At 41.3% G+C, this 18,032-nt stretch carries 15 protein-coding genes; 3 read left to right on the forward strand and 12 right to left on the reverse strand.

Annotated elements, in window-relative coordinates; all coding sequences use genetic code 11:
* Positions 1-57 precede the first annotated feature (57 nt).
* Together J4N24_RS25075 and J4N24_RS25080 are read right to left on the reverse strand one after the other, a co-directional pair.
* Positions 58-1,191: a glycosyltransferase family 2 protein gene (locus J4N24_RS25075; protein WP_242691811.1), complete on the reverse strand. Its 1,134-nt coding sequence runs from the start codon at positions 1,189-1,191 to the stop codon at positions 58-60.
* Positions 1,172-2,146, reverse strand: coding sequence for a lysylphosphatidylglycerol synthase domain-containing protein (locus tag J4N24_RS25080; RefSeq protein ID WP_207536488.1), 975 nt, complete (start codon positions 2,144-2,146; stop codon positions 1,172-1,174). Before J4N24_RS25080 ends, J4N24_RS25075 begins: the two co-directional genes overlap by 20 nt.
* Positions 2,147-2,275: 129 nt before the next feature.
* Here J4N24_RS25080 and ruvC point away from each other — a divergent pair, with 129 nt between their 5' ends.
* Positions 2,276-2,878, forward strand: a complete 603-nt coding sequence (gene ruvC, locus J4N24_RS25085; RefSeq protein ID WP_207536489.1) for a crossover junction endodeoxyribonuclease RuvC — start codon at positions 2,276-2,278, stop codon at positions 2,876-2,878.
* A 59-nt stretch (positions 2,879-2,937) separates the two neighbouring features.
* On the opposite strand, the gene J4N24_RS25090 is transcribed toward ruvC, so the two are convergent.
* From J4N24_RS25090 to J4N24_RS25120, 7 genes are all read right to left on the reverse strand, one after another.
* Positions 2,938-3,336, reverse strand: a complete 399-nt coding sequence (locus tag J4N24_RS25090; protein ID WP_207536490.1) for an HIT family protein — start codon at positions 3,334-3,336, stop codon at positions 2,938-2,940.
* Positions 3,337-3,371: 35 nt separating this feature from the next.
* Positions 3,372-3,845: a transcription elongation factor GreA gene (gene greA, locus J4N24_RS25095; RefSeq protein ID WP_207536491.1), complete on the reverse strand. Its 474-nt coding sequence runs from the start codon at positions 3,843-3,845 to the stop codon at positions 3,372-3,374.
* Positions 3,846-4,068: 223 nt separating this feature from the next.
* Complete coding sequence (locus tag J4N24_RS25100) at positions 4,069-4,911, reverse strand: N-acetylglucosamine kinase (protein WP_207536492.1); 843 nt, start codon at positions 4,909-4,911, stop codon at positions 4,069-4,071.
* A complete protein-coding gene (locus J4N24_RS25105) occupies positions 4,911-5,303 on the reverse strand; it encodes a response regulator (RefSeq protein ID WP_207536493.1) in 393 nt (130 codons plus the stop codon). The genes J4N24_RS25100 and J4N24_RS25105 overlap by 1 nt, the downstream gene beginning before the upstream one ends.
* A gap of 87 nt (positions 5,304-5,390) precedes the next feature.
* Complete coding sequence (locus J4N24_RS25110; RefSeq protein ID WP_207536494.1) at positions 5,391-6,704, reverse strand: TolC family protein; 1,314 nt, start codon at positions 6,702-6,704, stop codon at positions 5,391-5,393.
* 3 nt (positions 6,705-6,707) lie between these two features.
* Positions 6,708-9,821, reverse strand: coding sequence for an efflux RND transporter permease subunit (locus tag J4N24_RS25115; protein ID WP_207536495.1), 3,114 nt, complete (start codon positions 9,819-9,821; stop codon positions 6,708-6,710).
* Between the two features lie 9 nt (positions 9,822-9,830).
* Positions 9,831-10,913 carry an efflux RND transporter periplasmic adaptor subunit gene (locus tag J4N24_RS25120; RefSeq protein WP_207536496.1) on the reverse strand — a complete coding sequence of 361 codons (1,083 nt, stop codon included), beginning with the start codon at positions 10,911-10,913 and terminating at the stop codon, positions 9,831-9,833.
* 337 nt (positions 10,914-11,250) lie between these two features.
* Here J4N24_RS25120 and J4N24_RS25125 point away from each other — a divergent pair, with 337 nt between their 5' ends.
* Positions 11,251-13,035 (forward strand): M61 family metallopeptidase, encoded by a 1,785-nt coding sequence (locus tag J4N24_RS25125; protein WP_242691812.1) that lies wholly within the window; start codon positions 11,251-11,253, stop codon positions 13,033-13,035.
* 90 nt (positions 13,036-13,125) lie between these two features.
* Here the strand turns inward: J4N24_RS25125 and J4N24_RS25130 are convergent, their stop codons facing one another.
* The gene (locus J4N24_RS25130; RefSeq protein ID WP_207536498.1) at positions 13,126-13,827 is read right to left on the reverse strand and encodes a hypothetical protein; all 702 of its coding nucleotides are present in this window, start codon (positions 13,825-13,827) and stop codon (positions 13,126-13,128) included.
* 145 nt (positions 13,828-13,972) lie between these two features.
* Here J4N24_RS25130 and J4N24_RS25135 point away from each other — a divergent pair, with 145 nt between their 5' ends.
* The gene (locus J4N24_RS25135; protein ID WP_207536499.1) at positions 13,973-15,358 is read left to right on the forward strand and encodes a LutB/LldF family L-lactate oxidation iron-sulfur protein; all 1,386 of its coding nucleotides are present in this window, start codon (positions 13,973-13,975) and stop codon (positions 15,356-15,358) included.
* Positions 15,359-15,638: 280 nt separating this feature from the next.
* Here J4N24_RS25135 and J4N24_RS25140 read toward each other — a convergent pair whose 3' ends face one another.
* Positions 15,639-16,877 (reverse strand): DUF6600 domain-containing protein, encoded by a 1,239-nt coding sequence (locus J4N24_RS25140; RefSeq protein ID WP_207536500.1) that lies wholly within the window; start codon positions 16,875-16,877, stop codon positions 15,639-15,641.
* A gap of 289 nt (positions 16,878-17,166) precedes the next feature.
* Complete coding sequence (locus tag J4N24_RS25145) at positions 17,167-17,556, reverse strand: helix-turn-helix transcriptional regulator (RefSeq protein WP_207536501.1); 390 nt, start codon at positions 17,554-17,556, stop codon at positions 17,167-17,169.
* Between the last annotated feature and the right edge of the window lie 476 nt (positions 17,557-18,032).

Genomic DNA, 18,032 nt, shown 5'->3' on the forward strand with positions numbered 1-18,032 from the left:
ACCAAATAACAAAATTTACAATATAACCTCAAAATATATTTGAATGTTGGCTCTACTTTAGCGAACCAATCTGTCTTTCCAAACATACTTTCCGGAGTTGCCAGCTACCCCGATGTAAATTATATATAATACATGTATAATCGTTAGCAAAGGAAGAAGTTTTAATAATTCTTTCCTTCGTGTAAATTCTGTTATGTCTTTTAAAAAAACGTATTCTGCTATAAATTTAAGGAGTATTATCAAGCTGAGTACAAGCCAGTAAGTTTGGTTAATAAAGCCTAATAAGAAATGTAAAAAAACGGATACATTGAATACCCAGATAGCCACGCCAAGAAAAACAATACTTTTCTCCTTGTATTTAGTGCTTTTAGAGGCCCATCTTTTCCTCTGCCTGATAAACTCCTTCAAATTAGGCTTTGCAGTGGTATAAACAATGGCATGCCTTGATTTACAAAAACCGACCCCTTGTGGATACTTCGCGGCAACCTTATGTAAAAAAAGTTCATCATCGCCCGAGGCCAGATTATCAATTCCTTTAAATCCTCCCAGCTCAAAGAAAACATCCCTCCGGTAAGCAAGATTAGCGCCGTTACAAGTGGAAGGCTTCCCATTACCGATAGAAGAAGCACCCAAACCTATCAGATATAGAAATTCGAGGGTTTGGAGGCGCTCGAACTGACTTTTCTCCTTGAAATAAGAGACAGGAGAAGAAACCATTTTATAATTATTTTTCTCATAAAAGGAGGCGATGGAACGAAGCCATTCGGGTCCCATACGACAATCGGCATCAGTAGTTATGATTAAATCTCCCTTTGCCTCATTGATTGCTACCGTGATGGCCTTTTTCTTATAAGAATTTAAAGTCTGATCCTCCCGAAGCTTTATTAGTTTCACACCGTCTTTGCCATACCACTCCACGATATTTGCTGTGCGATCAGTAGAATGATCATCTACAACGATCAGTTCCACCAAACCCTGAGGATAGTTCTGTTTGAGTATATCTTCTATAGTAAAGGCTATACATTCCTCCTCATTCCTTGCAGCAATAAGAATACTTACACTTGTAAGGGGAGCCTTCGCTTCAGGAGCATAAAGAGGAAGCTTTTGCCAACCACTCCGAAAATAAAATACCGCTCCTGCATAGCCCATGGTGAGCAACAAAGCAATGGAGCTAATTACGATTAGTGCCAAAAAAATTCAATTTAAATACAAAAGGAGCTCCTAAAATAGCCGGAATAATAAGATTAACCAACCAGATAAAAGCCGTAGCAGCAATGATTGCCACGTCCTGATGTGTGATATAACTAAAAAAGTAACTTGCTGTAAAAGTGCGCACCCCAACATCCAGTAAATCGAGGGAAGGCAACGCTGATTGAATGAAAAATAGAATAAAAACCATCATTGCCACTGATAATATTGGCAAAGTTGGGATAAGCATTTTTATCACCAAACAGTACTGGGAGGTAAAAACCCCAAAACGTAATAAACAGAGGCCAAATACCTTAATAAGCTCGGTCGTATGATATCTTGAAAACACTCTGAAAAATTTAGAAAAACGTTTTAAGAACTTAAACCGGAGCAAATAACCAATGATCCAGTTTATATTGAAATAGAAAACCAGGAAAAAAGCTGAAAATAGAACAACAGCCAGTGCTATCAGAACAAAGAACAAGGTATTTCCTGGGATGAAACTAAAGAGAAACCAGCCTATTGCTACCGCTCCAATCACATTCGTTAAAACCATCTGGCCTAATGAACCAATACCCATGGCCACTACGCCATGCAGTCTTTTCCTGGGTGACAAAAAAAAGACCCGTCCACCATACTCTCCTATCCTGTTCGGTGTGAATACTGCAATAGTTAAACCACAAAAGACAGATTCAACTGCCTTCCACAGAGTGATCTGCTCAATTCTTCGTACGAGGTATCGCCATTTAACTGCTTCTATGAGCCAGTTAATGAGCATTAGAACAAACACAGAAAATAAAGTGATGGAAATCAGGGTTCTTGAAAGCCCCGAAATGAGCCTGTTGAAATTCTGAAGGTTGGTATTATCTGAAAGTTTATGGTAGATAAATACGGTTGCAAGACAAAGAATCGCAAATTTAAGGAGGTTGTTATAAATTTTTTTAAGACTAGATGTCAAGGCAGCAATTTCTATAAACCATCAAACTTCAATGAGGCACAAAAATGTAAATGTTTTTTTAATTATCGTGTAAGTATCTCATTAAATCCCAGATGTGGTTAAGCATTAAAATCGTATTATTGTTTGATAATGGAGAAAGAGAAGTCGAAAGAAAGGATAATTCTGGGTATTGACCCCGGAACGGCTGTGATGGGATATGGGTTAGTGAAGGAGGTGAACAAAAAATCTGAGCTGGTTAGCCTGGGGATTGTAAAGCTCGACCACCTTGATGACCATCCATTGAAGTTAAAACGGATCTTTGAAAAAACAGTAGCTCTTATAGATGAATATCATCCTGATTGTTTAGCTATCGAAGCTCCCTTTTATGGGAAAAACATCCAGGTAATGCTTAAGCTGGGGAGGGCGCAAGGAGTTGCTATGGCAGCAGCTTTATCAAGAGGCCTTCCTATTTTCGAATACTCTCCCAGAAAAATAAAGCAGTCTATCACGGGAAATGGGAATGCCACGAAGGAGCAAGTAGCCGCTATGCTGCAAACGCTCCTGAAATTCACCGAAACACCTCAGTTCCTGGACGCTACAGACGGCCTGGCGGTCGCTCTATGCCATTGCTTTCAACGCACAAGCACCAGTGGAGTTGGCTCTAAGAGCTATTCTGGCTGGGCATCGTTTGTAAAAGACAATCAAAAAAGAGTTGCGAATCCTCTAGCTATTCTAAAGGGCAAATCAGCTTGATTATAAAAAATATGAGGGTCTGGAAGCGTAGCAACCAGACCCTCATATTTTAGAATTTTCTAAAGATCTATTTTAGCAGCAATTCTTTGAGCTATCTCTTTCATTTCTTCGGCCTCCAGCTTAAGCTTTGGCTTTGAAAAATTCATATCGTCCATTCCGTTCATTGGAACCAAATGAATATGAACATGAGGCACTTCCAGTCCAATTACAGTAACACCTATCCTTTTACAAGGAACAGCTTCTTTCAGACCCTTTGCTACTTTCTTCGCAAAAAGTTGAAGTCCCGTGTAAACCTCATCCTCTAAATCAAAAATATAATCGACCTCCTGTTTCGGTATTACCAATACATGTCCTTTAATTAATGGGAACACATCTAAAAAGGCGAGGTAATTCTCATCCTCAGCCACTTTATAAGCAGGAATCTCTCCGGCAACGATTCTTGAAAAGATAGAAGCCATTTACTTGTTGAATTAAATTATTCGGAATACTGAAATTATCTAGAAATCTCAAGGATCTCGAACTCGATGTTTCCTGCAGGAACAGCGATTTCGGCTTTATCGCCAACCGATTTACCTAAGAGACCTTTTGCTATCGGAGACTTAACTGAAATCTTCCCTGATTTTAAATCTGCTTCAGATTCAGACACTAACTGATAGGTCATAGTTGTACCGTTCTTAACGTTTTTGATCTTAACTTTCGATAAGGCTAAGACTTTTGAGGTGTCGAGTTTAGACTCGTCGATGATACGGGCATGCGCAAGAGTATCTTCAAGCTTAGCAATTTTCGTTTCATGGTGCCCCTGAGCTTCTTTTGCAGCATCGTACTCAGCATTCTCCGATAAGTCGCCCTTATCCCGAGCTTCTGCAATAGCTTTTGCTATTTGTGCTCTTCCTTCAGTTTTTAAGAAATGTAACTCTTCTTTTAGCTTTTCTAATCCTTCTTTGGTATAATAGGTTATCTCTGCCATATCGCACTAATTTTGTGATTGAACATCTATAAAAAACAAACAAGACTACACCAGAATTAGCTGATATAGTCTTGTCTCTATAAGGACGAAGATATACGTACAGAATTATAAATCCAAAATTTGCTTAAAATTTGCCTTACAATCCCGGCCTTAATATCACGTCTCCTCTAGCAATTAATAATAGTTATAAACGTAAATAGTTTTGAATTTATATAGGAAAATATCAGGTTTGAGTTAAAAAGTCGGCCAGGTCATGGATGGGATTAGACAGAACCTTTCCAATTTTGATCTTATGCTTTTGGCAAACTCCGGTTAAAACATCCTGGAAATGATAGGCTATAGAACCTACGAAATGGCAGGGATAAGACTGGTGCGTAGGATAGGGTAACAAATGCGTTTTTATAAACTCCTCAATACCAAAATGAAGGATACTTTCAACATACTCTTCTCCCCTGTTTGAACTCAAGAATTTTGCAAAAGAGGCGAGATAAAAATTCGGTAAAGGCTCCTGATAAACATTACGAATTACAATATCCTTATTGATATCATAGTCCTTTTTGAACGCTTTTCTGACATGGGCAGGCATTTTATCATAGAGGTAGTCTGTAATGAGCTTTTTACCGAAGTAAGTTCCTGAACCTTCATCTCCAAATACAAAACCCAATCCGTGAACACCCTCATGGACCTGTTCACCATCATAAAAAGCAACATTAGAAGCTGTTCCAAGGATACAGGTAAACCCTTTTTTCTTCCCACAAGTAGCATAGGCCGAACCTAAGGCATCATTTTCAACGCTTATATAGGCCCGTGAAAATACTTTAGACAGGCCATTTGATACTATTTCCCTTTTATCAGGAGTAGTACAGCCCTCTCCAAAGAAATACACCTCCTTAACCCTGGAATTGTACTCCTGGATTTCATCATAAGCTGATAAAACTTTGCAAATGTCTTTGTCGGTCTGGAAGTAAGGATTAATACCCCGGGTAGTGAATTCTTTTAACTCAGTATCGCCTAATTTTAATATCCAGTCTGTTTTTGATGAACCGCTATCGGCTACTAAAATCATTACTTTATATCCTCAAGCGCCCGCACGGTAAGGGGCTTTCCTATAAATTTAGTGATTAAATTATTTGCTTCGATCTTTTTGAGGTCGTTGGGATCAAGAGAAGAAGATAAGACATAAATCTTAATATCAGCACTATTAACACCTCCAATTTCTCTAATCTTCTGAAGGAATTCAAAACCATTCATTTCAGGCATCCGGATATCCAGGAAAATGATTTCGGGCATCATGTGCTCATCAAAACATTTATCCAGGTATTCAATGGCTTTCACCGGTGAATCCATAACTACAATTTCATCAGCGAACTGACTACTCTCCAAAATTTTACGATTGATCAAGTTATCGATATAACTATCGTCAATCAGTAAAACAGTTTTGTATTTAGAATCCATCATAATTGCCCCTCTATAGCTGCCTTCTGGCTTATACGGTTGAATTGTCTTAGGGTTTTATAATTTTTCATCAAACATACAAAACGGTTTTTAATTTTTTAAGTTGAGGTTGCCCGAAATTTCAAGCAGACTGATCTCCGACTGCTTTGCCTGCGCTATTGCAGTATTAAGCCTTACGGTTGCGTTCAGGTAATTAAGCTGAGCATCGCGAATCTCTACTTGTGTAATACTGCCGAGGCGATACTTTGCAAGTGTAATATCCAGGTTTTGCCTGGCAATCTTCTGATTACTTAGCTCTAACTGAAGAAGACTCAAATTAGTTTGATAAGATTGAAATGCTGATGCAAGTTGAGAATTCACACTTTGTTTGATCCGCTGGTAATCCAGGTCGGCACTTTCAATAGCTATTGCTGCATTACGTTCATTTCGTTTCTGCAAAAAACCGTTAAATATGTTTATTGAAGCGGTAATCCCATAGTTGAAACCTCTGTTGGTATTTAGAGTAGAGAAACCTAATGCTGCCTTGTTACGGCTATTAGTATAACCGGTATTTAATCCGATCACCGGATATCTGTCGGCCTTTACCTGCTTCAAATCAAGTTCCGCAATCCTCCTGCTAACAAGTGCTGCCTGTAAAGAGGGACTTTGTTGAGATGCTACAGCTCTCAGATCGGTCAAACTCAGTTTCTGATCTACAGGAACTTCGTCTATAACAGAAAAAGTTAAATCTACCGGTCTTCCCATTAACTCATTTAAAGCGATCTGCGTGTTCCGGTATAACTCCTGCTCGCGTAATAAATTGGTAGTATCCGTGTTAAAATCCACTTGTGCATTAAGTACTTCCAGGCGGGCAGATTTTCCAATCTCAAACCTGGTTTGAGCTGTATTAACTCTTAACCTTGAAATAGCAACAGCAGTATCGTACGCTTTGAGTTGCTGCTTTTGCTGCACCAGTTCATAATATCGCCGGATCACTTCCCCCACATTCGTTAGCACAGTCAGCTGCAAATTCGCTTCACCTAATTTTTCCAGTTCTTTTAACTGCTCATAACGGGCAAACATCCTAAATCCGTCAAAAATAGTCCAGTTAAGGACAGCCCCATAGCTCCGGTTTGATCCATGACCATTCCTGGTGGTATTCACTTCCCCCGTAGCACGAGTCTGTGAGCCAGTTTGAATAGTGTTGTTATTGGAGAAATTACCGGTAATACTCGGCAGCATTCCCGCATTAGCACGGTTTACATTGTTCTCAGCAATCTCCACATCATTACTGGCAATTCTTATATTGAAATTATTTTCCAGGGCTATCCGTACTGCTTCTTCAACAGTTAGTACCTCCTGGGCATTGCTTAACAGGGAAAATGATAACCCCAGCAATAGGAATAATAAAAATTTAACTCTCATTGCTTAATTATGTACTGTTGCAAGTTCTCCTTTTTCGAGGGCTTCCAGATTATCAAACTCGGGCCGGTGTTTCTTTTCCCGCGCCCACATAAAGTAGATGGCTGGGATAACGAACAGCGTTAATATGAGGGAAAAAACGGTGCCCCCCACAATTACAACTCCCATACCCACACGGCTTTGGGCAGCAGCTCCAAGAGCCATGGCAATAGGTAATGCACCGAGGGCAATAGCAAGACTCGTCATTAATATCGGACGCAAGCGAGCCTCTGCAGCTTCCATCACAGCCTCCATCTTAGTACGCCCCTGCTCCCTGAGCTGATTGGCAAACTCAACGATCAGAATTCCATTCTTAGTTACCAGTCCGATAAGCATAATGGTCCCGATCTGACTGAAAATATTCCAGGTTTGACCAAATAACCAGAGCGAAAGCATTGCCCCTGCAACCGCCATCGGCACGGTAAGAATGATGATCAAGGGATCAATAAAACTTTCAAACTGAGCTGCAAGGATCAGGTAAATGAGAAGAAGGGCAAGACCAAAGGCAAACAAGGTGTTTGATCCACTTTCAACAAAGTCGCGCGACTCCCCTCCAAGATCTGTTGAAAAGGTTTCATCCAAAACTTTATCTGCAATTCTTTCCATTGCATCAATTCCATCGCCAATACTTTGTCCCGGTGCAAGACCCGCAGAAACTGTAGCAGAAAGGTATCTGTTGTTATGGTATAGTTGTGGAGGACTGCTTCTTTCCTGGATATTCACCAGGTTGTCTAATTGAATAAGCTGCCCGCTGCTGCTACGAACAAAGAGTGAGGCAAGGTCTACCGGTTCGTCCCTGTCTGCCCTGTTAAACTGACCGATCACCTGGTACTGACGGCCATTCATTATGTAATAGCCGAATCTTTGACCGCTTAGGGAAAGTTGTAAAGTTTGTGCGATATCAATTACTGAAACTCCTAAACTCTGAGCTTTCTCTCTATCGATAGTAACATTGATCTCGGGCTTGTTGAATTTTAGATTTATATCTGAAGTAGAGAACGTAGGGTCCTTACCTACCTCATCCATAAATTGCGGGATCTTCTCCTCCAGCTTTTGGAAATTGGGAGCCTGAATGATGAACTGAATAGGAAGACCTCCCCGTCGGTTAACCGATATGGTCGGCTGTTCATTCACCCTTACCTGTGCCTGAGAATACTTTTTAGTTGCTTTTGTAAGATATTCTGCCACTTCCCTTTGCGAGCGCTCCCTTTCGTCTGAAGGTTTCAAAGCGAGCCTCGCCATACCGTTATTAACGCTTCCCGCACCACCGAAATTTGGGGATGTTATTACCAGGTTAACAGCTTTCTCCGGAACGGAGTCGTTAATAAGCCGCGTGAGTTCTTCCATAAACCTGTCGGTATACTCGAAAGAAGAACCTTCAGGTGCTGTAACCTGAAGCCGCAGCATACTGCGGTCGTCATACGGCGCAGTTTCTTTCTGTAATATTTTAAAGAACAGGAAAATTAGACCAAAACAAACAAGAAGAATAGGAATACTTAGCCATTTCTTAGCCATAAAACTACCCAGAGCATCGGCGTAACCTTTATTCATTCTTACAAAATAAGGCTCGGTGATTTCATAGAACCTGGAATGCTTATGTCCCCCACTTTTAATAAGATATGCATTTAGCATTGGAGTTAAAGTAAGTGACACGAAAGCGGAAATAAGTACCGCAGCTCCGATGACCACACCAAATTCCCTAAATAAACGTCCCACAAATCCCTCGAGGAAAATCACCGGCAGGAAAACCGCCGCAAGGGTGATCGAGATGGAAATTACCGCCCAGAAAATCTCATTTGATCCTTTAACAGCCGCTTCAATCGGCGACATGCCTTCTTCCACTTTCTTATAAATATTTTCGGTTACCACGATCCCGTCGTCCACAACCAGTCCCGTTGCAAGCACAATGGCCAGCAAAGTGAGTACATTGATAGAAAAACCAGCCATGTACATGATAAAAAAGGTAGCGATCAATGACACGGGTATATCGATCAATGGCCGGAATGCGATGCCCCAGTCGCGAAAGAAGAGGTAGATAATGAAGATAACCAGAACAAGAGCAATAAGGATAGTCTCTGCCACTTCGGTGACCGATTGTTTAATGAACAAAGTATTGTCCATTGCAATATTCAGGGTAATATCCTTTGGCAGATCCTTTTTCAGTTTTTCAAACTCTGTGTAGAACTGCTTAGCTATTTGCAGGTAGTTGGTGCCAGGTTGAGGTACGATAGCCATACCCACCATAGGCTGGCCAGATTCCGTCATTTTCGCCTCGAGGTTCTCCGGACCTAACTCTGCAGTTCCAACATCACTAAACCGGATAATACTTCCCGAATCAGATTTGACAATCAGATCATTAAACTGCTCCGCAGAGGATAGGTTTCCAATTGTTTTTACAATCAGCTCTGTATTTGCACCGCTCACCTTTCCCGATGGAAGTTCAACGTTTTCTCGATTCAAGGCATCTCTAACGTCGGAGACTGTTAAGCCATAAGAAGCAAGCTTAACCGGATCAAGCCAGAGGCGCATAGCAAACCTTTTCTGCCCCCATATCTGCACGCTGCTAACTCCAGGTATTGTTTGAAGCCGTTGAGATACAACATTCTCCGCATAGTCGCTCAATTGAAGCTGATCACGGGAACTACTCCTGATGGTCATTGTAATAATAGGCTCAGAATCCGCATCAGCTTTACTCACTACCGGAGGAGCATCAATGTCCTGAGGTAAGCTTCTAATAGCCTGGGATACTTTATCACGAACATCATTGGCAGCTTCTTCCAGGTTTTTATCAAGATTGAACTCAATGTTGATATTACTTGTTCCCTGATTACTGGTAGAGGATATATTCCGTATTCCGTCAATGGAATTAATGGACTTCTCCAGCGGCTCGGTGATCTGAGACTCGATGATATCTGCATTCGCACCGGCGTAGTTTGTGCGAACCGATACTATTGCGGGGTCAATCGAAGGATACTCCCTTATTCCAAGGAAACTGTATCCAATAACACCGAAAAGAATTAAGACCAGATTAACTACAATAGTTAATACAGGACGTTTTATACTTGTTGTCGACAGACTCATCTTTCCCTCCTATTTCTTTCTTCCTGTATTTACCTTTACCGGTGCCTCCGGTTTTAAAGACATCAACCCTGAAGTAATTACCGTATCTCCAGGTTTTAAACCTGAAGTAATTAAAATATCTTTTTCTGTACGCGTAGAGGTTTGTACCATCACCTCTTTTGCCTTACCACTGTCGGCCACAAAAACCTTTTTACCTTCCTGAACAGGAACTATAGCTTCAGTTGGAACCAGGATAGCATCTTCGAGGGTTGCCAGCGGTAAGTCGACCGTTGCAAATAGTCCCGGCACTAAAACGCCATCAGGATTATCAGCCCTTGCCCTTAGCTGCAGCGTACGGGTGGTGGTCTCTACCTGGGGTTCAATGGCATAGACTTTTGCCCTGTATTTCTGGGTGGAACCCGCTACCGTGAATCTCACCTCTGTATTTAACTTTACAGACCTTGAATATTTTTCAGGAACTGAAAAAGTGATCTTTACAGGATTGGTATTAACCAGATTAGCAACCGTAGTAGTTGGAGTAAGGTATTCACCCACGGAAATAGCCCTTAATCCAATTTTACCATTAAAAGGAGCTTTGATCACCGTTTTTGACAGCTGTGCACGGATTAACTGTGTTTGCGAGCTTTGTGAACGGAACTCGGCCAGCGAAGCATCGTATTCTTCGCGACTGATCGCCTCTTTCTCTAAAAGTAAACGCGCGCGTCTCTCGTTCTGCTGCGCCAGGTTCTGTCTTGTTAGCGCCTGAGATAATTGAGCCCGGAGCTCTGCATCGTCTATAGTAAGAAGGGTTTGACCCCGGCGAACATTACTCCCTTCCTTAAAATAAATTCCACGTACCAGACCTGATATTTCACTTCGCACCTGTACCTGTTCATTCGGTTCAATTGTCCCGGTAACCGAGAGGGAGTTATCAAATTTCCGAGGTACTATCACTACCCCATTTACCCTTACCGGTTTGGCTGGCCCACCTGGTCCACCGGCACCTTTTGCAGCACCTTTTTCCTTTGCTCCAGACCCTTTAATTAGTCGATAGCCCACCAGGGAGCAAAAGCCAACGATAAGGATTGTATAAATAATGTATCTAAGTCTCATATTCTATTTAGGTGCGCGTTTCTAATAATAAATTTAAAGGGCTTTATATCAACCAGATTTGATCCAATTTGATTGAGCATAGCTGTAATGTTTTTATTAGTCCCTTTCGGAGTTCCCGAAGGTTTCTTTATTAGGGAAATAAACAATCTAACAGGTGCAATCGAGGCCTTATTCACGTTCTTATAACATCAAAACTAGCTCAGCGAATATATAATTAGTTGAGTGTATCAACTATTTTACAGCTCGAAATAGTTTATGTTTATTTCCCATTAAAAGTATTTTTGCAAAAACAGCACACATGAGATCATTATATTTTTCTTTTATAACATTAATCCTTATGTCTCTAACTCTCGATGAATCAACAGCTGCCACAAAGATCAATTTTGAGGTATCCTTCTCTGAACCACAAGCCCATTATATTGATGTAGAAATGTCTATTGCAGACTTAGGTAGAGACTTTGTGGATATAAAGATGCCCGTATGGGCTCCTGGGTCTTATTTGGTAAGAGAATTTGCAAAAAACGTAGAAGGTTTTAGCGCAGCCGATAGCAAAGGAAATACGCTGGGATTTAAAAAGACCAACAAAAATACATGGAGAGTATCACTTAATAATAAGAGTGAAATCAAGGTTAATTACAGGGTTTATGCCTTTGAGCTTTCTGTACGGACTAGCTTTGTAGATGCATCACATGCCTTTCTATCTCCAACAGGAGTATTTATGTATGTAGATGGAATGATTAAAGAACCATCAACGGTAAAGATCCGTCTGGCGAAGAACTGGGCAAAAGTTTCTACCGGACTAGAGCCGGTAAAGGGTAAAGAAAACACTTTCCTCGCTCCGGATTTCGACATCCTGTATGATTCTCCATTAGAAGTAGGCAACCAGGACGTATTTGAATTTACTGCAGCAGGCGTAAGGCATGAGGTGGCCATGTATGGTGGCGGGAATTACGATAAAGCAAGATTGTCTGCCGACATGGCTAAAATTGTTGAAACGGAAACAGCGGTATTTGGAGAAAACCCTAATAAACACTATGTATTCATCGTGCATAACACTTCTACCGGAGGTGGTGGTTTAGAGCATCTTAATTCTACAGTTTTAGGTGCAAGAAGATTGAGCTATGCTGATGAAGCAGGATATAAAGGATTTTTAGGTCTGGTAGCCCACGAGTACTTTCACTTATGGAATGTTAAGCGTCTTCGTCCTCAGGCACTTGGACCATTTAACTATGATCAGGAGAATTATACTACTGATCTGTGGATATCCGAAGGCTTTACGGCTTATTATGATAATTTAATGTTACGTCGTGCTGGCCTTTATACTCCAGAGAAATATCTGGACGTAGTTAATGCAGATATCAATACTGTAGAAAACCAACCCGGTAACCGTGTACAGCCTGTTAGCGAGGCTAGCTTTGATGCATGGATTAAGTATTACCGCCCGCACGAGAACTCCAGAAACTCAACAATTTCATATTATGATAAGGGAGCAGTATTAGCGATGGTTCTCGACCTGGAAATTTTGGGCTCCACTAAAGGTAAAAAAGGCTTGGATGATGTGATGAAAGCAATGTACGATGAGTACTACAAAAAGCAAAAACGCGGCTTTACGGATGCAGAGTTCAGGGCAATGGCTGAAAAAGTGGCAGGCAAATCACTAGATAAAATTTACAATGATTACGTGAACGGCACTCAACCTATCAGTTTCAATAACTATTTAGGTCATGCCGGATTAGCTTTGGTTGACGACAATAAAGGCAGGGTTCAACCTTTCTTAGGAGCAGCTACAGTTATTAAGGATGGAAAGGTAACAGTAACTGCAGTTGCAAGAGGAAGTTCTGCGTGGAACTATGGTTTGAATGTTAATGATGAGATCATTGCCATTGACAATAACCGCATTACACTTGCTGTTGACCCTAATACCAAGATAAGCGACCTTGACCGTTCAGTGGTGACTAAAAAAGTAGGAGAGAAAATTCAAGTGCTTATCTCAAGGGATGGATTAATCCAGACGTTAGATATTCAGCTCAGTGCGAATAATTCTTTCCGCTACAGGATTGCAGAGAGTGAGGATGTAACGGAAGATCAGATGCTGGTAAGAAGAAGGTGGTTGCACTTGTAGGGGATTCTTCTGCAGCGCTATAAATAAAGAAGGGCAATAGTTCAGGTTAGGATCTGAACTATTGCCCTTCTTTATTATTGAACGTCCGTTCTAGTTACTCGCGTAAACAACTCCCTTTCTCACAATCTTCCTTCCGGAGGATTCAATTACTTCTTCCGGACGGCGGTTCCAATTGGCATCACCTTTATGACTAAACTTAGTTACTACAGCATGAGATTTAACATCTGTTAAAGTAGCATCCAGGAACAAGTTGTATGTTTTCGCAGTGTTGGTTGGCGTTGTATTTACGTTATCACTCTTGCTGAAAATATTATCAAGGACAGCGCCTGCAACGCCAATACCTAAGGAAGCGGTTTCAGACATTATACGGTCCTTCTTCACCCTTACTTTTAAAACCAGGTCAGCTCCTAGTAATCTTCCCAGGCTATCCGGATCCATTGCCCATGCTTGCCTTGCATCTATTCCCTTCTCCGATAAAGTGCTATTAACCCTATCAACGTTGATCAGATCTATAGCCTTCCTCTTCTTGCCCTTTTTTGATTTGTATAGGTACTGTCCAAAAAGCTGCTGCTGGATCAGCCTTGACTCATCGTTTTCTAATTTGGTTTTGCCAGACTCTGTCATGTTCTTTGGTAGCCGCCCAGTTAACTCTACCTCAACCGGTAAGATCGCTACCTTTTTCCCATTAATGTCTGTTTGTTTCAAATAGCCTCTATTGTTATAAACTTGTGTTGAACAAGATTGTAATACTACTGCAACGGCTAATAACGTTCCTACAAGAGCCCCTTTCATCTTTGATTTAATTTAATTGTGAATATTATACTAAGTGTGTGTACATATAAGACGAGTCAAACAATTAAGATGTAACAGGATGCATGAAAAAATTAAGGAAGAAATATTGGGAATAAGTCCCTTTAAAAATTAATAACTTCGCTATATGACAAAATTTGCCGAGGATTTTTTAGAAACATCTGAAGATAAAGCATTTGACTTAAACCACCGCAAGATCATTAACTTCAATATGGGCAGGTACCATACGGCAGTTGAGCGTGGCTTGTCAAAATTGGCTAATCTTGAGCAGTCTAAACGTAAGGCACATACGATAAAATGGAAAGTGATGGAGAACCTGGATAAGTTTTTACCAGAGTTCGAAGCCAACTTTCAGAAACGAGGGGGTAAAGTGATCTGGGCAAATGATGCAGAAGAAGCTCAGACCGAGATCCTGAATATCCTCAAAAAAGCCAGGGCGAAGTCTGTCATCAAGTCGAAATCTATGTCGACTGAGGAAATTCACCTGAATGAATTTCTTGCAGAAAATAATATTGAAACGCTGGAGAGTGATCTGGGGGAATACATTGTTCAGTTACTTGGGCAAAAGCCTTATCATATTGTAACTCCAGCCATGCACCTGAGCAAGGAAGACATTGCAAAGTTGTTTCATGAGAAATTTGGAACAGCTCCCGACGCAACTCCGGAGCAATTAACTCAAAAAGCCCGTGAACTGCTTAGAGAGAAATATACCACTGCTGATGTAGGCATCACAGGAGCTAATTTTTTAGTCGCTGATACTGGCAGCATTGCCCTGACTGAAAACGAAGGCAATGGTCGTTTGACCACAACATTCCCTAAAATCCATATCGTTATTGCAGGAATCGAAAAGGTAATTCCTTCTATAACTGACTTAGATCTGTTCTGGCCTCTATTAGCAACCCATGGTACCGGTCAAAATCTAACCGTGTATAATAGCCTTTTCAGCGGCCCGAGACAAGAATGGGAGACTGACGGTCCTGAAGAGATGTACGTTATTCTATTGGACAACGGTCGCACAAATCTTTTGGCTCAAAAGGATCAGCGCCAGGGACTTTATTGCATTCGCTGCGGAGCTTGTTTAAATGCCTGTCCGATTTACAAGAATGTTGGTGGTCATACCTATCAAACTACTTATAGCGGACCTATTGGTTCGGTGATCACACCTCATATGAAAGGCATGGAAGATTTTAAGCACTTGAGCTATGCTTCCAGTCTCTGTGGTAAATGTTCGGAGGTTTGTCCCGTGAAGATCGATATCCACAAAATGCTGTTACTTAACCGGAGAGATGCTGTTAAGGAAGGTGTGGTTACTAAGATTGAGAAGACGGGATGGGCAGCCTGGAAGAAGGGTATGCTAAAAAGGAAGTTTATGGATTTTGTAGGCGGTAAGTTCAAGAATTTCTTCCTGAGGAATTTCTTTAAGAAAGCCTGGGGATCACATAGGGAATTACCTGAGATAGCACCTAAGTCTTTTAGTAAGCAGTGGCAGGAGGAACGGAGAGATGAGAGGTAAAAGGATAAAGGTGAAAGGCTAAAGGGAGAGTAGAGAGGTGAAAGCTGGAAGCTTATTTAGAACGAACAAAAACTGAGAGGCAAGAGCTGAGAGGGAAAAGGTGAAAGGGAAAAGGTGAGAGCAGAGAGGTGAAAGCTGAAAGCACAAAGCTTATATAAAACGCAAAAAGCTGAATGGCGGAGCAAGAAGCTCCTTACCTTTCAGCTTTTTTTGTGAGGCATAAAAATCAAAAGTTAAAAAAGGACCTTTCTCCTTTTACCTCAGACCTTTAACCTCTAAATTATCCTCTTATGGGACGGCTACGACCTGAAGAGTTTTCAGTACCTCCACGACTATTGCCCTGGTTGCCAGAAGAGTTGCCTCTTTGCTCGCCATTATTGCTGGGAGGATTCTGATTCCTATCAGGTCTGGCAGAAGGGCGTTCAGCATTTCCTCCCTGCTGTTCTCTACCAGTGGACCCTGAAGGACTTGGCCTTTCCGAACTATTACCCCTCATCCTATCATTTTGCTGACGGGAATAACGTTCCTGCTGACTTCTTTCCCTGTCCTGTGAATAATCTCTGCCAGGGCTATTACCTCTGTCATAAGTCCTTCCATCGTTACCCGGCCTTGAGTCACTTACATTCGGATTTCTATCCCGGCCAGGATAATTATTTCGGTCATCTACCCTTCCGTTGTAATCAGACCTCTGATCTCTGCTATTACCGTAGTTCCTGTTATCATCGCGATCTCGTCCGTTACGATAGTCCTCAATTCTACCATCACCACGAGAAGACCTGTTAGGTCTATCAATGCTTTCAGGACGATAAACACGTAAAGATCCATCCCTCTCAACAGTTCTTGAAGGTCGGTCGTTATTATCTACCCGGTATACATTTACCCTTTGGCGGGTACTACGCTCAATATCATCCCGGCGAGGACCGGAAACGTACCTCCTGTTTCCATTAACGTAAATATTATTGATCACGGTAGTGTTATGATAAACATTCACCACCCTTTGTCTTGGAACGCAATAATCGTAAACATTGCGGGTCATAAACCGGCTTCTGGGAACAAAGATCCATCTTGCTAGAGGAATATTAATGTTGATATTAATATCGACACCAGGACCGAGAGGAGCCCACCCGTAATAATCGTTATCAGATCTCCAACTGACCCATGCTGGTCCCCATTCATTCCCGGGGATCCATATCCAACCATAATATTCATCATACGTCCATCTACCATAATGAAAAGGAGCCCATCCCCAATCATAATCTGAAACCCAGGTATTTCCATACTCAGTCATTACCCAATGCCCCCTGGTTGCGTAAGGTTGAAATCCCCTTTCTACGTTTGGGATCCAGACTTCACCATACTCCCTATTGTTAACCCAACGTCCATGAGGCGCCAGATCATCATAGAAAGAATTGTAAGAAGAACCATACATCCTTGACTGAGCCATCACGGTAGTGGCTCCATTAAGGCTTGCAGCTACTATAAACAGTAAGCCCAGAGCCAGTTTTCTAAAAACTTTCATATCTAATGTGTGTGTTTATGGGACTTATCCCGATTGTATGACTTATTAAAGATTAAAAGGTTTATAATGCTTTTTGATTAATAGATAGACGAGTTGGATTAGTAAATGGTGTCAGGTTTATTTTTTGATTTAGGCCTTTCTATCGGACTATCTGTGCTTTATCTATGCTTTATCTGGGGAGTATGCGGGGAGTATCTGGCAAGTAAATGGGAGAATGAGTGGATGAGAGAATGAATGAAGGAGTAAATGAGTGAATGAATGGATGAGAGAATGATTGAACGAATGGAAATTACTTGTTGCCTTTCAAAATTTCGATCTTTTCACGCTCGCTTTGAAGAAGGCGTTCGTAAAGCTCCACCACCTTATCTAAGGGGTTGAAAGTGCAATTGTTGGCATAGAAAGCCCCATTATTAGAACTGCTATCATTGAAGTTGTTAAAGAAATTAATCACTGAATCTTCATTGAAACTTTTAATAGCTTCGGATGTAACGCCAAGTACCTTCGCTACTTTAGCAAGAACCTCATCCTCAACAAACTCACTCTGCTCAATCCTCGAAATCGACTGTTGGGATACTCCTAACTCCTGGGCCAAATGTTCTTGTTTAATCCCACGAATTTCTCTTATCCTGCTTATCTTTCTTCCAAGGTGCATTTTTTGAGGTTTGTCTAAGGCTTCCATAACTCAAATATAGGGATCAACAAGCGTAGAGCGAAAATTATTTACGTTGTATTATACCCAAACAGGTTGTGGATTACCAGAATGCAGCTTACATTCACCCTAGTTCGATGAGTTCTTCATTAGTTATGCATGAGTTCTCAATGGTTTATTGATGGGATATTACCCACGGTAAAACCTTGGAAAACTCATGGAAGAGCCATCAAGAGTAAGAGCGGAGTAAGAAAAGGATGATAAAGAATGAGTGAGAGGATGATAAATGCACGCTCGCCCTTTCTTAAAAAACCCTGGTGCTATGTGGCGGTGAAATGGCGGCAATTGGCGGGGAACTCATGACAATTCCCTTTCCCTGCGTGACTCGTCCTGTATAAACTTAACATCGTTACGAACAAGTATTAATCACTAAATTTAAGTTACGATGTCAAAAGAAATCAAGGGTAAGAAGTTCGGTAGGCTTTATTTAGAGTCTTACAAGAAAA

It is taken from the genome of Desertivirga arenae (genome assembly GCF_017355785.1).
In the GTDB taxonomy this organism is placed as follows: domain Bacteria; phylum Bacteroidota; class Bacteroidia; order Sphingobacteriales; family Sphingobacteriaceae; genus Desertivirga; species Desertivirga arenae.

What these genes read in the sequence shown, in the direction of transcription:
- J4N24_RS25130 (WP_207536498.1), bottom strand. Translation starts at nt 13,827, where the DNA reads ATGAAAGGGGCTCTTGTAGGAACGTTATTAGCCGTTGCAGTAGTATTA.
- J4N24_RS25090 (WP_207536490.1), bottom strand. Translation starts at nt 3,336, where the DNA reads ATGGCTTCTATCTTTTCAAGAATCGTTGCCGGAGAGATTCCTGCTTAT.
- greA (WP_207536491.1), bottom strand. Translation starts at nt 3,845, where the DNA reads ATGGCAGAGATAACCTATTATACCAAAGAAGGATTAGAAAAGCTAAAA.
- J4N24_RS25125 (WP_242691812.1), top strand. Translation starts at nt 11,251, where the DNA reads ATGTCTCTAACTCTCGATGAATCAACAGCTGCCACAAAGATCAATTTT.
- J4N24_RS25105 (WP_207536493.1), bottom strand. Translation starts at nt 5,303, where the DNA reads ATGATGGATTCTAAATACAAAACTGTTTTACTGATTGACGATAGTTAT.
- J4N24_RS25100 (WP_207536492.1), bottom strand. Translation starts at nt 4,911, where the DNA reads ATGATTTTAGTAGCCGATAGCGGTTCATCAAAAACAGACTGGATATTA.
- J4N24_RS25110 (WP_207536494.1), bottom strand. Translation starts at nt 6,704, where the DNA reads ATGAGAGTTAAATTTTTATTATTCCTATTGCTGGGGTTATCATTTTCC.
- J4N24_RS25140 (WP_207536500.1), bottom strand. Translation starts at nt 16,877, where the DNA reads ATGAAAGTTTTTAGAAAACTGGCTCTGGGCTTACTGTTTATAGTAGCT.
- ruvC (WP_207536489.1), top strand. Translation starts at nt 2,276, where the DNA reads ATGGAGAAAGAGAAGTCGAAAGAAAGGATAATTCTGGGTATTGACCCC.
- J4N24_RS25145 (WP_207536501.1), bottom strand. Translation starts at nt 17,556, where the DNA reads ATGGAAGCCTTAGACAAACCTCAAAAAATGCACCTTGGAAGAAAGATA.
- J4N24_RS25120 (WP_207536496.1), bottom strand. Translation starts at nt 10,913, where the DNA reads ATGAGACTTAGATACATTATTTATACAATCCTTATCGTTGGCTTTTGC.
- J4N24_RS25115 (WP_207536495.1), bottom strand. Translation starts at nt 9,821, where the DNA reads ATGAGTCTGTCGACAACAAGTATAAAACGTCCTGTATTAACTATTGTA.
- J4N24_RS25135 (WP_207536499.1), top strand. Translation starts at nt 13,973, where the DNA reads ATGACAAAATTTGCCGAGGATTTTTTAGAAACATCTGAAGATAAAGCA.